At 61.8% G+C, this 16871-nt stretch carries 22 protein-coding genes; 15 read left to right on the forward strand and 7 right to left on the reverse strand.

The annotated features are described in order from the left end of the window. Window positions 1-32 precede the first annotated feature (32 nt). Window positions 33-827: a fumarylacetoacetate hydrolase family protein gene (locus tag ACSFB7_RS28455; RefSeq protein WP_435475674.1), complete on the forward strand. Its 795-nt coding sequence runs from the start codon at window positions 33-35 to the stop codon at window positions 825-827. 7 nt (window positions 828-834) lie between these two features. Here the strand turns inward: ACSFB7_RS28455 and ACSFB7_RS28460 are convergent, their stop codons facing one another. After that, window positions 835-2220 (reverse strand): MFS transporter, encoded by a 1386-nt coding sequence (locus tag ACSFB7_RS28460; protein WP_435475675.1) that lies wholly within the window; start codon window positions 2218-2220, stop codon window positions 835-837. A gap of 170 nt (window positions 2221-2390) precedes the next feature. Here ACSFB7_RS28460 and ACSFB7_RS28465 point away from each other — a divergent pair, with 170 nt between their 5' ends. From ACSFB7_RS28465 to ACSFB7_RS28500, 8 genes are all read left to right on the forward strand, one after another. Beyond that, window positions 2391-2744, forward strand: coding sequence for a hypothetical protein (locus ACSFB7_RS28465; protein WP_435475676.1), 354 nt, complete (start codon window positions 2391-2393; stop codon window positions 2742-2744). Between the two features lie 132 nt (window positions 2745-2876). Beyond that, a complete protein-coding gene (locus tag ACSFB7_RS28470) occupies window positions 2877-3356 on the forward strand; it encodes a hypothetical protein (protein WP_435475677.1) in 480 nt (159 codons plus the stop codon). A 56-nt stretch (window positions 3357-3412) separates the two neighbouring features. Continuing rightward, window positions 3413-3877: an immunity 70 family protein gene (locus ACSFB7_RS28475; RefSeq protein WP_435475678.1), complete on the forward strand. Its 465-nt coding sequence runs from the start codon at window positions 3413-3415 to the stop codon at window positions 3875-3877. A gap of 51 nt (window positions 3878-3928) precedes the next feature. Next, the gene (locus ACSFB7_RS28480; RefSeq protein WP_435475679.1) at window positions 3929-4309 is read left to right on the forward strand and encodes a hypothetical protein; all 381 of its coding nucleotides are present in this window, start codon (window positions 3929-3931) and stop codon (window positions 4307-4309) included. Between the two features lie 158 nt (window positions 4310-4467). Continuing rightward, entirely contained in the window at window positions 4468-4992 is a 525-nt protein-coding gene (locus ACSFB7_RS28485) for a hypothetical protein (protein ID WP_435475680.1), read from the forward strand. Then, entirely contained in the window at window positions 4992-5375 is a 384-nt protein-coding gene (locus ACSFB7_RS28490; RefSeq protein ID WP_435475681.1) for a hypothetical protein, read from the forward strand. The genes ACSFB7_RS28485 and ACSFB7_RS28490 overlap by 1 nt, the downstream gene beginning before the upstream one ends. A gap of 218 nt (window positions 5376-5593) precedes the next feature. Further along, a complete protein-coding gene (locus tag ACSFB7_RS28495; RefSeq protein WP_435475682.1) occupies window positions 5594-5977 on the forward strand; it encodes an SMI1/KNR4 family protein in 384 nt (127 codons plus the stop codon). A gap of 191 nt (window positions 5978-6168) precedes the next feature. Then, entirely contained in the window at window positions 6169-6798 is a 630-nt protein-coding gene (locus tag ACSFB7_RS28500; protein WP_435475683.1) for a hypothetical protein, read from the forward strand. A 166-nt stretch (window positions 6799-6964) separates the two neighbouring features. Here ACSFB7_RS28500 and ACSFB7_RS28505 read toward each other — a convergent pair whose 3' ends face one another. Both ACSFB7_RS28505 and arr read right to left on the reverse strand, forming a co-directional pair. Beyond that, window positions 6965-7693 carry a hypothetical protein gene (locus ACSFB7_RS28505; RefSeq protein ID WP_435475684.1) on the reverse strand — a complete coding sequence of 243 codons (729 nt, stop codon included), beginning with the start codon at window positions 7691-7693 and terminating at the stop codon, window positions 6965-6967. Between the two features lie 34 nt (window positions 7694-7727). Continuing rightward, window positions 7728-8123, reverse strand: coding sequence for an NAD(+)--rifampin ADP-ribosyltransferase (gene arr, locus ACSFB7_RS28510; protein ID WP_435475685.1), 396 nt, complete (start codon window positions 8121-8123; stop codon window positions 7728-7730). A gap of 461 nt (window positions 8124-8584) precedes the next feature. Here arr and ACSFB7_RS28515 point away from each other — a divergent pair, with 461 nt between their 5' ends. After that, on the forward strand, window positions 8585-9022 hold the full coding sequence (locus ACSFB7_RS28515; RefSeq protein ID WP_435475686.1) for an OmpA family protein: 438 nt from the start codon (window positions 8585-8587) through the stop codon (window positions 9020-9022). A 250-nt stretch (window positions 9023-9272) separates the two neighbouring features. Here ACSFB7_RS28515 and ACSFB7_RS28520 read toward each other — a convergent pair whose 3' ends face one another. Beyond that, a complete protein-coding gene (locus ACSFB7_RS28520) occupies window positions 9273-9764 on the reverse strand; it encodes a hypothetical protein (RefSeq protein ID WP_435475687.1) in 492 nt (163 codons plus the stop codon). Between the two features lie 699 nt (window positions 9765-10463). Between ACSFB7_RS28520 and ACSFB7_RS28525 the strand changes: the two genes are divergently transcribed. Continuing rightward, window positions 10464-11009, forward strand: coding sequence for a hypothetical protein (locus tag ACSFB7_RS28525; protein WP_435475688.1), 546 nt, complete (start codon window positions 10464-10466; stop codon window positions 11007-11009). A 171-nt stretch (window positions 11010-11180) separates the two neighbouring features. Here ACSFB7_RS28525 and ACSFB7_RS28530 read toward each other — a convergent pair whose 3' ends face one another. Both ACSFB7_RS28530 and ACSFB7_RS28535 read right to left on the reverse strand, forming a co-directional pair. Further along, a complete protein-coding gene (locus tag ACSFB7_RS28530) occupies window positions 11181-12107 on the reverse strand; it encodes an alpha/beta fold hydrolase (protein ID WP_435475701.1) in 927 nt (308 codons plus the stop codon). Window positions 12108-12236: 129 nt separating this feature from the next. Next, a complete protein-coding gene (locus tag ACSFB7_RS28535) occupies window positions 12237-13028 on the reverse strand; it encodes an SDR family NAD(P)-dependent oxidoreductase (RefSeq protein WP_435475689.1) in 792 nt (263 codons plus the stop codon). A 270-nt stretch (window positions 13029-13298) separates the two neighbouring features. Between ACSFB7_RS28535 and ACSFB7_RS28540 the strand changes: the two genes are divergently transcribed. The 4 genes from ACSFB7_RS28540 (at window position 13299) to ACSFB7_RS28555 (ending at window position 16125) form a co-directional block, all read left to right on the forward strand. Beyond that, window positions 13299-13748 carry a DUF4279 domain-containing protein gene (locus ACSFB7_RS28540; RefSeq protein WP_435475690.1) on the forward strand — a complete coding sequence of 150 codons (450 nt, stop codon included), beginning with the start codon at window positions 13299-13301 and terminating at the stop codon, window positions 13746-13748. A gap of 70 nt (window positions 13749-13818) precedes the next feature. After that, window positions 13819-14514 carry a class I SAM-dependent methyltransferase gene (locus ACSFB7_RS28545; protein WP_435475691.1) on the forward strand — a complete coding sequence of 232 codons (696 nt, stop codon included), beginning with the start codon at window positions 13819-13821 and terminating at the stop codon, window positions 14512-14514. A 132-nt stretch (window positions 14515-14646) separates the two neighbouring features. Beyond that, complete coding sequence (locus ACSFB7_RS28550; RefSeq protein WP_435475702.1) at window positions 14647-15009, forward strand: YbaN family protein; 363 nt, start codon at window positions 14647-14649, stop codon at window positions 15007-15009. Window positions 15010-15072: 63 nt separating this feature from the next. Beyond that, window positions 15073-16125 carry a DMT family transporter gene (locus ACSFB7_RS28555; protein WP_435475692.1) on the forward strand — a complete coding sequence of 351 codons (1053 nt, stop codon included), beginning with the start codon at window positions 15073-15075 and terminating at the stop codon, window positions 16123-16125. A gap of 37 nt (window positions 16126-16162) precedes the next feature. On the opposite strand, the gene ACSFB7_RS28560 is transcribed toward ACSFB7_RS28555, so the two are convergent. Beyond that, window positions 16163-16819 (reverse strand): energy transducer TonB, encoded by a 657-nt coding sequence (locus ACSFB7_RS28560; RefSeq protein WP_435475693.1) that lies wholly within the window; start codon window positions 16817-16819, stop codon window positions 16163-16165. Window positions 16820-16871: the final 52 nt, after the last annotated feature.

Consider the following 16871-nt stretch of genomic DNA (forward strand, 5'->3'; position numbering starts at 1 on the left):
CCTTCGAGAAAGAAACCCAAGGAGAACAGATCATGTCCAGTTCACGTCGCGGCCTGCTGGCCGGTTCGGCCGCCATGGCCACGGGCGCCATCGCCGGTTGCGCATTGCCCGCAGGGGCCGCACGCGCGCAGCCGTCCACGCCCTTCGACGTTGCCGCGTCGACCATCCCCATCGTCGGCAGCGAGCAGGTGTACCCGGTGCGCCGCATCTATTGCATCGGCCGCAACTACGCCGCGCACGCACGCGAGATGGGCTCGGACCCGACCCGCGAGCCGCCCTTCTTCTTCCAGAAGCCGGCCGATGCCATCCAGGTCGTCATGCCCGGCGTGGTGGCCGACCACCCCTACCCTTCGCTCACGAAGAACTATCACTACGAAGTGGAGCTGGTTGTGGCGCTGGCCAAGGGCGGGCGCGACATCGCCGCGGCCAATGCGCTCGACCACGTGTACGGCTACTCGCTCGGCCTGGACATGACGCGCCGCGACCTGCAGCGCGAGATGGGCGACCAGAAGAAGCCCTGGGAAATCGGCAAGAGCTTCGACCACGCCGCGCCGGTCGGCCCGATCCATCCGGTGGCGAAGGTCGGCCATTTCACCGATGGCGCGATCTGGCTCAAGGTGAACGGGCAGACCAAGCAGAGCGCGACGCTCAAGTACATGATCTGGTCGGTCGCCGAGCAGATCAGCCGCCTGTCGCAGGCCTTCGAGCTGATGCCCGGCGACATCATCTATTCGGGCACGCCGGAGAACGTCGGCCCGGTGGTGCGCGGCGACCTGATCCAGATCCACATCGACGGGCTGCCCGAGCTGTCGGTGCGGATCGTCTAGGGCCTGTTCAGCGCAGCCCCGCGCCTTCGTTTTTCGAGAGCTTGGTGAACGACAACAGCGACAGCAACGTCATCGCGCCCACCACGCCGAAGGCCGGAGAAAAATCTTCGGCCGTCAGCCGGTTGGCACCGCTGCCGTGCCACCACGCCGCCAGCGTGACCAGCGTGGCACCGAGCGTCACGCCCAGGCTCAGCGACAGTTGCTGCGCCATGCTGTTCAACGTGGCCGCATGGCTCATGCGGGGCTTGGGAATCTGCGAGAAGCCCAGCGTCTGCAGCGACACCATCGCCATTGAATTCACCAACCCGCCGAACAGCAGCGTGATGAAGATCTGCACATGCGGCGTGGTCGGCTGGAAGTAGCCGCAGCTCACATAGAACACGCTGGTCAGGCAGGTTGCACCGACCAGCAGCGAGCGAAACCCCACCGTGCGAATCGCCTTGGCCATGACCGTGCGCGTGGCCAGCGAGCCCAGCGCCGTGGCCATCGTCAGGCTGCCCGAGGCCAGCGGAGAAAGGCCGAACCCCAACTGCAACATCAGCGGCAGCAAAAACGGCGAGGCCCCGATCGCAATGCGCAGCGGCGTGCCGCCGATGATCGACGCGCGATAGGTCGAAAAGCGCAGGATGCCCAGGTCGATCAGCGGGTTGGCCTTGCCCCGGCTGCGCAGGTGATACACCAGCGAGGCCAACGCACCGAAGCCCGCCATGGCCCAGATGGCCGGCACCGGCAGCAGCGACTTGCCCACCATCTCCAGGCTGCCGAGCAGCGCCGTCAGCCCCACGGCCAACAGCACGAAGCCTTCGATGTCGAAGGGCGCGGGCGAGCTGTCTTCGGGCAGGTCCTTGATGAAGCGCATCGCACCCGCAATCGCAAGCAGGCCGAAGGGAATGTTGATGAGGAAGATCCACCGCCACGAGGCCAGCGTGACGATGGCTCCACCAAACAGCGGCCCGGCCAGCCGGCCGAACGCGGGCGGCACCGTGAACCACACCATCGCCGACACCATCTCCGCCGGCGGCACGCTGCGCAACAGGATGAGCCGGCCGACCGGCAGCATCATCGCGCCGCCCAGCCCCTGCAGCACGCGGAACGCCACCAGTTGCGGCAGCGTCTGCGCCGCGCCGCACAAGGTCGAGCCCAGCGAGAAGAAAGCCACCGCCACGCAGAACACCCGCTTGGGCCCGAAGCGCTCGGCCAGCCAGCCACTCACCGGCAGGAACACCGCCAGGCTCAGCAGGTACGAAGTGATCGCAAGGTTCAGGTGCAGCACGCTGACATCGAGCGCATGCGCGATGGTCGGCAGCGCCGTGGCCATCACCGAGGTGTCCAGGTTCTGAAGGAACAGGGGCGAGGCGACGATGAGGGGAACGATGCGGCGGCTGGTCGGCATGGCCGCATTGTCCGTGAGGGGAATTAGGCGAGGCGTCAGGGACGCGACGATTCGTGAGGCCTTCTATCTCTCTTGGGCCGCTGCCAAAAAGCAATGCGCCCAGACGCGGTCAGGAGCCGTCGCTTGCCCCCACTCGCCGACTATCATGCTTCGCAACACATGGGAGACCTATGAAGAACAAAGCCCGACTGCTCATGCTTGCTGGCGTGATCGCACTGCTGATCGGTGGCGTTCTCTGGTTTGCCGGCGGACCGCCGCAGGCCGATGCGGCACTGGTGGCACGGTGCCAGGCGAACATGGCCGCCCGCAACGCCGATGCCTCCCTGGTGGTGCAGTGCAAGGACGTTGCATTCGCAACCGCCATGACGGCCACGGACGCCACCGCCGCAGCACAGGCGATCAGCGCGGCCAACAACAGCGAGATTGGCGGCAATTCCCTTGCGATGTTTCTGATGGGCCTTGGTGTGGTTCTGCTGGTAGCGGGATTTGTTCAGGAGCGAAAGCGGAACGGTGCGTCTGCCTGATGGTCGTGCGTGGTGGTGGTGAAGTGCTGCAAGAGGTGATGGCTGGGATCTGCACGATCTCGGTCCATGAGCCAAAGGCAACGCAATGGACATCGGCCGCCATGAGCGGACGACCGAAGCCAAGGCAACGCCATGAATAAGAAAGCAAGAAGGGCTGCACTTCTGGCCAGCGCCCTCGCCGCTCAGTCTGAGCCTGGCCGGAAGTTCGACGCCGATTGCATGGTCCGGATACCCGATTGCCAGTCGATCATTGAAGTACTTCGCCTCATCAAACATGGCGGGGCGGAGTGGGCTCATCGCTACGTCACCTTGTGGATTCCCGGCCCGTCGAATGCCTGGGTTGTGGTGTACCCACTTCAGAGGGAGGATGGGCCGTACTTCGACTTCATGTACACCCGAACAGAGCCGCCTCAGGAGGCCCTTTCCGTGCTGCTGGGACAGTACCCAGAGTGCACCGTCATCGATTGGTCGCCAGGCCGCTTGGCCTGTATCCAGACCCTTGATCCGGATGTCGAGACGCTGGCCAGAATCATCCACGATGTCGCTGAAGCTGCTTGGGGTGAGCACGTCACGGCAATCGATGCTTCGTATGAGGAAATGGGTCGGGCCTGATCCAGGACTGTGATCGACCGAGATTTCCCGGTCGGCGTCGAGGCAGAATTCACTCGATGGCAGTCATACAAGGCGACGCGTTGGGCGACGCCAGTTCACGAGGAGCGCTGATGGCAGTCGGAGTGACGGTGGGTTCAATCACGGACGAACTCGGTGCGCCGTCGTTCGTGCACTCGTTCTTCTCGACCATCAGCGCGCATTGCGAACTCGCGGGCTGGGGCAGCCGCTTCCCTCACCTGATGAACGAGCTCTACCAAGGACGTCTGCCTCACGTGAACGCCTTGCTGGCGCTCGCGGAGCTGCAGCAGGCAAAGGCGACCCTGAGCAAATTGCCTCCCACGTCTGTGGTGTGGGACATCGAAAACCGCCAGTCCAAACCGCCTTGGGGCGACAACATCGCATCGCACATCATGAGCCTTGGAAACTACTTCGTATCGAGCACCGGCCGTGACGTGTTCAGCCTCCTCGAGGAGGCTCTGGTGGCCTCTGCCGAAGAACGGTGTGATGTCATTCTTCAATGACGGTCTTCAGTCTGCCAATAGCAAGCATCTCGTACGTCATGTGTATTCATCATGTTTGACCCGTCCTTCATTGATACGTCGACCGTCGACTATTGGTACGACGTGGGTTTTCTCGATGCCCAAAAGCGCATTGTGGAATTTGATGACCGACAGTGGGGTGAGCTGAACCAGCACTGGCAAGCACAAAGCGACGAATGGCAAGCTCGCTTGGCGTACGTCCTGGGAGAGAACACGAGGGAAGCGAGCCTCCTGCTCGCCATGTGTTGCCTCGCTTCGGACGAAGTACAAATGACGGCCCGAGAATCTCTGCGAGGCATGCCTCTAGGTTTGGTTGTGGACGCACTGCATGGCTTCAGAGGCCGGTCATGCGAAAGCCAGCAAGAATATGCCTCCGTCAACGCCGTTCTCAGGTCTCTGAAGGAGAGCAATTGATAGAGCCTGTCATCGGTCGACCAGAAGCTACCTTCGGGACCTCTCTTTGAATGGTCGCGAGAACTCGACCAGAACCAGTCGTTGATCGGCGCGGCACAGATTTGCGTACCTCTATCGATGCATCGCCAGAAGCATCCCCAAAAATTGCGTGATCTCCAATGCTAGATAACCGTGCAGATGCTTATCAACTCCTCAAGAGACTTGGCGCACCTGCTCGCCTGCTGCTTCATCTCCAACTCGTTGGCGAGGCAGCCGATCTGCTGATGCGCGGATATGCAGACGTTGGGCTCGACTTCGACGCGCAATGGATTGAGTTGGGCGTAGCAGTCCACGACGCCGGAAAGATCACGTATCCCAAGGAGCTCATGGAGTCGGGGGCCCTCCACGAGCCCGCGGGCAAGGCGCTGCTGCTGCAGAACGATGTTCAACCCAAGTTCGCCGAGTGCTGCGTTTCCCACGCCGCATGGAGAACGCAGGGCCTTTCTCTCGAAGAGCTCTCCGTTGCGCTTGCCGACAAACTCTGGAAGGGAAAACGCGAAGAGGACCTCGAACTCCTGGTGATCGATCAAGCCGCGCAACGTCTGGGTGTTGACCGCTGGGAAGTATTCGAAACGCTTGACTCCGTGTTTGAAGAAATCGCGGCTGGTGGTTCAGAGCGGCTCGACCGCAGCAAGCTCGCCTGATGAAAGAGCGCGAGCCGCGGCAATTGAACGTACAGCAGCAGAACGCCCGCGTCGAGCGTTCGCTGCGCGCTACAGCGAGTTATTGGAAACGGCATGGCGTGCCGCCAATCTTGGCCGGCGTGGGAGCAGAGCGAGGTGTTCGCTGGGAAAAATCCATCGTCGTTGAACTTGGCATTGACTTCCCGGGCATGCCCAGCATATTTGGTGAGCTAGTCACGCAAGACCAGCGCTTCATAGCATTTGAGATCGACACGACGCTCGAAGTGCAAGTGGAACAGTGGGAGGATGTCACGCACGCTCAGAACTTCAACGAACACAATCGAGGCACAGGGATTGGGCGCGGAGCGTTAGCTCTCAGGATCCTGCGTGAACTGAATGCGTAGTTGGTACGACTGCTTTTGAGCAGTTGCCATGTCCACTCGTAGGCACATCTCCGCCATTGAAATTTAGCAGCACTCGACCAGCACCGGACCGCCGAGACCGCACCGGCTACCGGAATTGAGTCGACCTGCCTCAGCGACAATTGATCATGACTGGGACATTCACTGCGATTCGAGATGAACTATTGACGCTGTACGCGGCCGTCCCTCCCGGAATCGACATGGAGGAAGCCACTCGATTCGAGGATTCTTTCTCCGTGAAACTCCCCGACGAAATGCGGGTTGCATACGCGCTGATGGACGGCTCGGAACACAGCACCGACGCGAGGCGATCTTGGATACGGTTTTGGCGAATGCAAGAGTTCCAACCTTCGGCGGCGCTTCCTCTTCCGCACGACATGCCTTCTCTCCCATGCAAGCCGTTCGTGTTCGCGGACTTCGGATATGAATGCGTGTACTACGTTATCGAACTTGAGCCATCCTCTTCATGCTTTGGACAGGTATTTGCGCCCGGCGCGACACGCACCGTTCAGATAGCAGAATCCTTCGACGAGTTTTTGCGAATGGTGGTCGAGGATGATGAGGGTTTGCACGCGTACTTCTGAGCGCAATAACGCAGCGCCAGGCGACTGCTTCGAAGAAGAGCGACAGCCGGCGAAGGGCCCGTTCACGAGGGCAACGCGAGCAGCTAGCTATCGTCGTTGGGGATGATGGCTCTGTAAAGTCGATGTCGGTCAACCCCAAATAGGGCAGTTGGCGACCAAAAAGCGTCATTCACAGTAGGAAGCGATAGGCCATGTTGTTTGGTTGGTTCAAGAAAGAAAAGCGACCTGCCCCGCGCGCCGCGGAACCCATTGACCCGCTCGAGCAAACGGCCATCACATGGGTCGCCGCAGTCATCGGTGATCGCATGGAATTCCAACGACGCGCACAAACGGTGGCGGGCACGTTCGACGAGGCCCACCTGTCAGAACTGCCCCACTATTTCCATGACGGGTCGATGCCGCCGCCGGAACTTGCTGACCAGTTCCCTGGGCTAGGCCAATGGATGGCGGCGCGCCAATTCGCCATCTTTGAGATTCTCTATTTCATCGGTCTGCCGGCTTTGCCGCTGCTGAAGAGCGTCGCTCACGGTGCCTACGATTGGACGCAGGGCAACGCGATTGAAATTCTCTGTCGGCTCGCCGCCGATGATGTGGAGCGCGAGGCGACGATTCAGGACCTGCTGACGTTGATCCCCAAGCTGCGCTATGAGGCGGTGTTCTACGCTGCCGAGCCCCTGGTTCAGCAAGCCCGATCGAACACGGCGATTGCCGCCGTCATCCGAGACTTGCTCACCGTTCCGGAATTCGCCGAAGTTCACACGGAAATCGTCGAGCACCAAGGTCGGGACACTCACAGCCACCATCTGACAGTGGTGGATTGAAAGTCCGTCCGCCCTCCCAGGTGTCATAGCGGCTCACGGCCAAGACCGATCCCTCGCTTCAGGCTTCCTTTTCTTTGACTGAACCTGAATTGGATGCGCCTTCCGCCCTTTCGCCTCTGCAGGGCGAACTGCCTCGTTCCGAGAACAGCAAAGAGACCATCGCGGATCAGTTCAGACTAGCGAACGCGTGAATCCATTGGCGCATGATGTCTTGCACGGGAGCAACCTTCACGCCGGTCGCGGTCCCATCGACGACCGACAACATGATCAACCGCCCGCCCTGCAACACCACGCCCGTCGCCACCACTTCCTTGAGCTGCAATTCGGCGCCCTGCTCCGTGACGTCTACGGTGCGAGCTGTGAGATAGGCGAAGCTTGGCTTGCCCTGTGGAGTAGGAAACAGCCCGCCGTAGGCTTGCCTGAAGTTGTCGCGTTGAATGCCATTGCCGCTGCGGGCAAGTGCGGCATCCTGCTCAGCGAGGCGCTTTTCGGCGCTTCCATCGCCCAGCATGTCGCCAAGCTGCTTTCGGGCAGCTTCCATCATCTCCTTGAACTTTTCAGGCGTGAAGCCAACCGCCGGAGGACGCGCGACCGACACCCCTATCAAGGGATAAAGATCGGTCGCCCTGCCTGCCTGAAAGTCGAGCCACTTGCTTGTCGGCACAAAACACGTGATGAACTCCGAAGTCTTGGGTGTCAACGCGGCAGCGCGTTGAGCAAACTGCTGGTTCTCATCACACGCTCTGGAAAAACCCGGCAGCACCGGCATCTTCACAAGGGCGGTACCGACTGACTTTTCCACAAACACTTGCGCAGGCTCAGCGTTGGTCGCGCAGGCAAGAAGGAGCCCAACGAGGAATGCGCAAGTCGTAGCGGAGATGGTCTTGACGTTCATGGTCTGGATGGATCCGAAGTTGGACATCTTGCAATCAGTTGATGATCTCTCCCATGCCTATGCGTACGCGCTCCCTGAGCTGCCGGATGTACTCCGCATCGAAGAGCTCCCAGGTCTGCAGTTCGCCGACGATCCGAAGCGGCTCCCGGCTGCGATACGAGCGTGTGGGATTGCCCGGAAACTTCTTGTCGGTGACGTTGGGGTCATCCTCGAAGGCGCCCGTGGGTTCGACGATGTAGACGCGGCCACGACCGTCGCCCTTCGCCATTTCGGCGGCCAGCCCGGCGCCCTTTGGCCAGGCGGTGAAGTAGATGTGGTTCATGACGACGCGGCTGTCGTAGTTTGAATGGAAACCTGCGGTGAGCAGGTCGCCTACCTGGAGGTCCACCCGCGTGCCGTGGAAGTAGGGGCCGGTGTCCAGGACAGTCATCGTGGGTCGCTCCTCTGCACAAAAGAAAGGCCGCGCAGTCTACTCGTGTTGATCTTCAGGGACAGTGTTATCAAGTTCGACTTACCTGAACAAGTGTCGGAGGTCCTAGCGGGCGTGGCACGAGCGAACGCAGAGACCGGCGGCAGCCTCGAAGTCGAAGCTATCGAGGTGGTTCCGGATGACTACCCTGGCGAGGGCCAAGCAGAGAAGGCAGCATATGGCATTGCGCTCGCGGTTCAGCGCGGAGAATGCTGACGGACCGAGACCGGCCACAACCGGACCTTGGTTTTCGCTGGACTGTTGCAACAGAATCTCGTCTGTCAGTTGAAGGGAATCTCACCACGGTGAATACGATGCTTTCAAGATGCCGGGCGGCAACGTCCAAAGTGCCCCGTCGGGGGCATACCCATTGGGCTGTAGTCGCCTTTTTAAGCGCGACGCACCATTTGACATGCGCTTCAATGTCGACTTATGTCGACACCGACCTTCAGTTCGAATTCAAGAAGCACTCTGTCGCTCTGGATGCGGAGTCTCGAACTCGACTCGCGGCCGCTGTCGACCTAGCTCGCTCTTGGTGTGGCTTTGAGCTCGCTTTTGTCACGGGACATGCGGACCCGTCCGAGGGCGAATCCTCCCGCTCTCTGGTTGAACTGTCAGAAGCTCGCTCTGCATATGTCCGTCAGCTACTGGGAAAACTTGGCGTCCCGAAGAGCCGCATTCATGGCGAGGGGAAGGGGGCAGCGCAGCCATATTCCCCATGGCCAAGGCCTGAGGGGCAGGTAAATCTCCCGTCTTGGTCGGGGCGTGCGGAGGTCTACCTTAAGGCGGAGGGCCCTCGGCGCAAAGAACCCTACCTTGATGGAAAGGACAACTGTCGGGATGGTTGGACGGGGAATTGAGCATCGTGGAACCGGCGTAGCCATGCGTCCGGCGCCTAGTTCAAAGGGCGACGCGACAGGTAGCAGTCGGCCATGACCAGTCATTGACAGTACTCACCCAAAAAGATGGCCAAGTTCTATCTAGGCACAAAGCTAGACGCAGTTCTTCACTTGATTGAGGGCGCGGTCGCACTCGGCCTCATTTCCGGGCCGCCTTGGCCGCCATCGTCGGGCAACTGATCCTGGGAGGCATCCAACCGCATCTGAGTACTCAATTCGAAGGAGCAACAGGTGGGCCTGGACAAGTCAGGCCATCTCGCGGGATTCGAAAGTCTGTGGAGACCTCATCCACAAGGTCGAGCTTGTAGCGCATGAATTCGGCGTTGATTTCGAACACAGTCCCGCAGGCGGGTTCGGTGCTCAACACCATAGGTGGCGGAGCCTTTGCCGCTGCAAGGAAAGCGATGCAGATGCGATCGCCTTCGACCTTGTAGCTCATTACCGACGCGAAGTTCACTTGCTCGTTTATGGCCGGCTTTTCAGGGTTTGCGCAGCCGAAAATAAGGCCCTCCCGGTACACCTCATACGTTTGGCACTTCTTGCCGTCGTGCGAATCAGTGCACCAAGCACCCTGTTGAAGCGATTGATCCAGTTCGCCGCCACGCAGCGTTCCCGAGAAGGAGGTTGATGCAGCGAAGGCGAGCGTGGAAACGACCGCACACAGACGAAGTACGCGCGCTCGACCACTTTCGAATTTTTTCATGAATTTCCTTCCGATGTAGAGGCCTCGAGCGCAGCTCGGCCAAGAGCGCGCCGTCCGCATCCTCGAGAGACGTGCACCGAAGCTGCGTGTTTGTCCAGGCGGTAGGGCCGGCGAGGTATACGCAAGTCACAAACGAGATGCCAAGCGGCTCGCCGACCGGCTTCTGTCGCCGTACGGCGAGGACGAATCGATTATGCGTGTTGGTGAAGGCGCCAAAGGACGCGTCTGATCCATCGCAGGTTTCAAGAAGTTCGTTCGCTTTGGCGACGAGCTTTGGCCTTGCCATCCACGCAAGTCGGCCTGACCGTTCGGCTCAGGGGCGGACTACCAAGTCGGCCGGCACTTGCTCATTCGTGGGTGACTTCGGAACGCTCATGGTCGCATCATCGCAGGCCGATTGAGAGGTGATTGGGAATGTCTAGCTCTTAGGAGTCATGTGCGAGCCTCGTTCAGTGAGAGCCATCTTCAAGACGGTCATCGGAACATCCGGTATCACACGCGCCTTCAGATCATCAAGATCGCCACGGCCATTTTTCCCGTCGGAGTTCACGCCGGCCTGGTTCCGAAGGCGCGGGCTCCTCTGGATCGATCGCCGGAGGTGCAGGACAACGGCAAAATGCGGCCACGAGCCGACGTTCGAAACAATGGCTCCGCTCGGGTCGTCATGCGGCCGAAGAGTGGTACTGACTGACCAGCCGAATGAATTCCCGACATAAGCACTTTATTTCTCGAGTGGAGCTCCACTTGCTTGAAAGCCGTACCCTTGAGGAACTCACTCAAGCCGAGTTCTTGAGCCTGTTTCGAAGTTACAACGCAGTTGGAGCACGCGAAGAAGCTTTCACGACAGCTTTGGTAGCAACTCGAAAATTTCCGGACGATGCGCATATGCTGCGTTGGCACCGTGACGCAGCGCTTGGATGGCTGGCCGGACCGGGCAGCATAGCTACCGAATTTCTGCGCTGTATCGATGAGAACGTTGGACCCATCAGTTTTTGGCGCTTGGCCCTGGCTGACCACTACGTTGGTACAGCCTGGGCAGATGACGAACAAATGTTGGGTTCGTTTCCGCCGTGCCCAGAGTGGCTTTCGCTCGCAGCAGAGCAGCTTGAATCAGCACAAGCTACGGCTTTTGACTTCGGTCAATATTGGGGTCACACGACAGACAACATCCAAGCGACATATGAGGTAGTTTTCGATGGCTTGCTACGGTACGAAGAGTTCGCTCAATTGCGCCGGTTGTGGTAATAAATCATAGAAATCACCTACCACAAGCTTGAGGCGCTGTTCATGGTCATGCTGTGCCCACGCACCTCTTTGCGTCTGCTTCAGAGAATCCTGTATAGCCGCTTCGGGCCCGTCGCGGTCCTTCACACTTCTCTGAAGCCGACGTTCGCCAACAGACCTGCACCGATAGCGCTACTGCGAAGCCGCCAAAAATTTTCCGATCAACCCGACCGTCGCGTCGGTGCTCTCTTCCATCAACCAGTGTCCCGCGCCTGGCACGACTTCTCCGCGCACATTGGTTGCCGCATTGCGCATGACGATCGCCATGTTGCCGCCGAAGGATTTCTCTCCGCCAATGGCAAGCACCGGCATGGCGAGCTTGGTTTTGGAGAACGCGATGTTGTCGGCGACGTCGCTCTTGGCGATGGTGTTGAACTGCGCGAAGGCGGCGCGCATCGCACCCGGCTGCGCGTAGAGCTTGGCGTAGTGGCGCCGCGTCGCCTCGTCGATCTTCGAAGGGGTGCCGGCAAACTCGTTCCAGAACCGGTCGAGATAGATGCGCTCCCTTCCGGCGACCAGCCGCTCGAAATCGCGGCCGCCGGCATTGAAGTGCCACAGCGCGGGCCACAGAATGATCTGGTCCCACGGCGCAATGCCCGGCACGGGTGCGTCCATCACGACGAGCTTGTCGACTTTGTCGGGGTAGCTCGCCGCATACGCATAGGCGACCATCGTGCCGATGTCATGGCCGACGACGGCGGTCTGGTCCTGCTTCAACGCAGTCACGACCGCGCGTATGTCGATAGCCTGCGACTTCTTGTCGTAGCCACTGGCGGCCTTTGACGATTTCCCCATGCCGCGCAGGTCCGGCACGATCACCAGGTGCGTCTTCGCGAGCTCTTTCGCCAGCGGGGCCCACATGTCGCCCGTGTCACCGAACCCATGAATGAGCACCACGGCAGGGCCGGCACCACCGGAGCGAACGAAGATGCTCGCGCCATCCGCCATGGTGACGGTCCGGGTCTTGAAGCTGCTGGGGAATGCTGGTTCTGCTGCGGCATTGCCGATGCACAGCACAGCAGTCAACAGCACCAATACCAACGCAAAGCGATTCTTCATATCGAAGCTCCACTGTGAAGGAGGGACCAGATCGGTGCGACGCATTTTGGGGCTTTGCCGCGCAGGGAGCCAACGGTATTTGGTTCCAGCCAGGCGGCAAGCGATCGGTATTGGCCGGGAGCCGCACCTCTAGAACGCGCTTTTCGTACAGCCGCCGTCCACGCGAAGCGCCGCCCCTGTCGTCCCCGATGAAAGCGGGCTGGCAATGTAGGCCACCATGGAGGCAATCTCCTCTGGCGTTTCGAATCTCTTGATGAGGGATGTCGGTCGCACCTTTTCGAAAAACTCCCTCTCATAGGCCTCGAAGGACTTGCCATCGGCCTTGGCGAGCGCCTCGACGAATTCGCCCACACCCCGCGACCTGGTCGGACCCGGCAGGATGCTGTTGACGGTGATTCCAGAGCCGGCGACGGCCTCAGCCAATCCGCGAGAGACGGCCAACTGCGCCGTCTTCGTCATGCCGTAGTGAATCATCTCCGCAGGAATCTGGACGGCACTCTCGCTGGAGATGAAGATGATGCGCCCCCAGTTGGCGCGCCTCATCGCGGGCAATACCAAGCGCGCCAGACGAACGCCGCTCAGGACATTCACATCGAAGAAGCGCGTCCAGTCCTCATCCGGAATTTCTTCGAACGGCTTGGGTTCGAAGATGCCGAGGTTGTTGACCAGAATCTCGATGTCGGGGTACTTCGCCACCAAGGCTTGCGCGGCAGCGGCCGTGCTCAGGTCGCCGGCGAAGCCAATGACTTCGCCGCCCTGCGCCGCCTCGATCTGAGCGACCGCGGCGTCCACCGAGTTCTGCGAACGCCCATTGACGATAACGCGCGCACCCTCCGCTGCCAGGGCCTGCGCGATGGCGAATCCGATACCTGCCGTGCTGCCGGAAACCAGCGCGAGCCTGCCTGTGAGTTGGAGATTCATTGCGCGTGCCTTTCAAAGAGAAATGACGGGCTCTGCCCGGCGGCGTCGTGCGGCGGTGACCGGCCCCGGAAGCTCAGCGTAGGCGAATTCGATGCCGCCGTCGAGCGCACGCCACTGGTCGACTTCGGCTGTTGGTCGCGGTCGCGCGGCGTTCCGCGCCAGCGGCCCAGCGACACGACGACGAACTCACAACCGGCTGGCAACAGTCGCGTAAATAGACGGATCGGTAAAGTGAACAATCAGTACCAAGCAACATACACACTCCATTGAATGGCCCATCTTCAACGCGCCTCGGCAAGCCTTCGTATTGCCGGGGACGACCTTATCCCGGCAGACATAACAAGACTGCTCAAGAAAGACCCAACGGCGGCCTACGCAAAGGGGGACCAGTTCCACACCCCGCCGGGCGGCGTTGTCACGCGAAGGTCGGGCATGTGGCAACTGAGCGCCGAGGACACCGAGCCGGAGGATCTCGACAAGCAGGTTTCTGAGTTGCTCAGTCAGACCACTTCGGACTTGCTGGTCTGGCACGATCTGTCACGCCGCTTTCGCGTGGACCTGTTCTGCGGCTGGTTCATGGGGAGCAGCAATGAAGGTGTTGCGATTTCCCCTTCGACCATGGTTGCGCTGGGCTCTCGACGCATCGTTCTGTCACTCGACATCTACGGCTCGGACACCTTGGAAGCGAAAAGTCGCTGCGATGCCGCCCGCCGCCGGTAAGCGACGCCTCGATCCGCCATGCACACAGTGCCGCCCCGCCTCATTCGCAGAGCGGACCTAAACTGCTCCCATGACCCAATCAACCGTCGACCCACACGCCCATTTCAATGATCCCCAGGCCGTGTCCACCTACGCCGACAAGACCAGCCGCATCGTCCCGGGCTGGTCCGACCTGCAGAAAATGGCGGCCCTGCTGGTGGCCGAGCGGGTGCCAGAAAACGCCGGCGTGCTGGTCGTCGGCGCAGGTGGCGGTGTCGAGTTGAAGGCCTTTGCGCAGATGCACCCGCAATGGCATTTCGTCGGTGTCGATCCGGCGAAGTCCATGCTCGATCTTGCGGAAGCGGCGCTCGGGCCGCTGATGGCACGCGCCCAGCTTCACCATGGCTACGTCGATACAGCGCCGGCCGGACCGTTCGACGCCGCGACCTGCTTGCTGACGATGCACTTCATCGCCATCGACGAACGCAGGCGCACGTTGAAAGAAATCCGTCAACGCCTGAAGCCCGGTGCGCCGTTCGTCATGGCCCATCTGAGTTTTCCGCAGGCTCCGACAGAGCGGGAGCTATGGCTCTCACGCTATGTGGCGTTCGCCATTTCCTCGGGCGTCGATCCCGAAGGTGCGCGCAATGCGGCATCCGCCATCGGTTCAAGGCTGCCGCTGCTTGGCCCCGACGGCGAGGAGGCCATGCTCGAAGAAGCGGGCTTCACGCACACACAACTGTTCTACGCAGGCCTGGCATTTCGCGGTTGGGTGGCATATGCCTGACAAGGGCGTGTTGTTTCGCGAGCGGATCGGCCCGTGACGAAAACACCCGCTGAAACCGATACGCCATCGCAACGCTCCGATCAGTCGGAGCATGCAGCGTTGAAGCCCGCCCCCAAGCCCCCGTCGGCGCTGATGCGTGCCCTGCTGTACTGCTTCGCCGTGCTGTGCCTGATCCTGGGCCTGATCGGCGTCGTGCTGCCCGGCATGCCGACGACCGTGTTCATCCTGCTGGCCGCATGGGCAGCAGCGCGCAGTTCGCCGCGCCTGCACGGCTGGCTGCTCAACCATCGCCTGTTCGGGCCGCTGCTGCTCAACTGGCAGAACGGCCGCACCGTGAGCCGCCGCGCGAAGTGGAGCGCGACCATCACCATGGCCGCCTGCGCCGTGATCGTGTCTCTGACGGCGCACAAGTGGTGGCTCGCCGCATTGGCGATCGGCTGCATGGCCACGGTGCTGGCGTGGTTGTGGTCGCGGCCGGTGCCGCAGCAACACTGAAATCCATCGGCCAACCCGGGCCGTGCAGAATCGATCTCCTTCCCACCCGGCGAGACCCACGCAGTGAACTTCCTCCACCATCTGCCCGCGCTGCGCGGTGGCCTGCTGGCCCTTCTGGCCGCAGCCCTGTTCGGCATCAGCACCCCTCTGGTCCAGCAGGCGGGTGCCGGGCTGGGCGCCTTCACCACGGCCGCCCTGCTCTATGCCGGCGCCGCGCTCATGGGCGCGTGGCTGCGCCAGCCGGCCGAGCGCGAAGCCGCCTTGCGCCGCACCGACCTGAAGCGGCTGTCGTGGATGGCGCTCTTCGGCGCCGTCGTCGGGCCGGTGGGCCTGGCCTGGGGCCTGCAGCACACCAGCGGCACCAGCGCCTCGCTCATGCTCGCGCTCGAAGCCCTGTGCACCGCGGTGCTGGCCCGCATGCTGTATCGCGAAGTGATGGACCGGCGCGTGTGGACCGCGATGCTGTTGCTGCTCGCGGGCGGCATGGTGCTGGTGGTCGATCGCGGCCTGAACGGCGGTGCCCAGTTGCTGGGCCTGCTCGCTGTATTCGCTGCCACGGTGGCCTGGGGCATCGACAACACCTTGTCGCGCGCGCTGGCCGAGCGCGATCCGGGCCAGGTGGTGCTGGGCAAGTCGCTGCTCGGCGTCGGCGCCACGGTGCTGCTCGCGGTCGTGGCTGGTGAACCACTGCCCGCCTGGAGCGCCGCCCTCGCATTGCTCGCCATCGGCGCCAGCGGCTACGGCCTGAGCTTGCGGCTTTATCTTCTGGCGCAACGGGCCTTCGGCGCGGCCCGCACCGGCTCGGTGTTCGCGTTCGCGCCTTTCATCGGCGCGCTGGTCGCCATTGCGCTGGGCGACCGGACCCTGAGCTGGGGCACGGCCACCGGCGGCGTGCTGATGCTCGCGGGCGTCGTCCTGCACCTGGCGGAATCGCACGGGCATGCGCATGACCACGAGCCGCTTGATCATGAACATGCACACCGGCACGACGACGGGCACCATGACCATGTGCACACGCCGATGCCTGTTGGCGAGCACAGCCACGCGCATCGGCACACGCCGCTGCGTCACACGCATCCGCATGTGCCGGATGCGCACCACGCGCATCCGCACTGAATGAGGTCGTCGGGGCCTGCCTCCTCTGCCCCTCGCCTCACTCGATCTTGAAGACGAACTCCTGCGTGGCCAGGATCTCCGCATCGCCCGTGGTCTGGCACTCGTAGCGCATCATGGCCGAGCGCACGGCACCGTAGTACACGCGCGGCCCCGACAGGAAGCGCACGTCGGTCACATGGCTGCCCTTGATGCGCACCTCCGCCTTCACAACACCGCTGGTACCTTCGTCCAGCGCCTTGCGCGGCATCTCCGGCTTGACCTGCTTCGGACACGCCACTGCGATGTCTGAAGAGACGGCCTTCGGCGGCGCCGGTGGCGCAGGCGGCGCAGGTGGCGCGGCGGGCGGCGGTGCCACCGGCTCGACGCTCTGCACCGCCGTGATCGCCGGTGCGGTGCTCACGGGTGGCGTCACGGCCGGTGGCGGCACGTAGGCCGGGCGCGGCGGTGGCGGGGCCTTCGGCGTCTCCAGCTTGACGATCTTCTTGGGCGGTGGCGGCGGTGGAGGTGGGGGCGGCGGAGGCACCTTGATCTCCGCGATGATCGTCGCGTCCATCGGCTTCTTGATCATCTCGACCGCCTTGCGGGCCAGGCCCGACACCAGCGCGTAGCCGACCAGCAGGTGGAACAGAATCATCACGCCGATGCCCACGGGGCCGAAGCGGGACTTGGGGTCGAAGTCGTTGGCGCGGCTCATGGGATGAACTGCTCCGAACCCATGATGCCCAGCTTGGTCACGCCCGAGCGCT

Origin of the sequence: Variovorax raffinosi, from assembly GCF_051216615.1 — a bacterium.
Taxonomy (GTDB): Bacteria; Pseudomonadota; Gammaproteobacteria; order Burkholderiales; family Burkholderiaceae_C; genus Variovorax.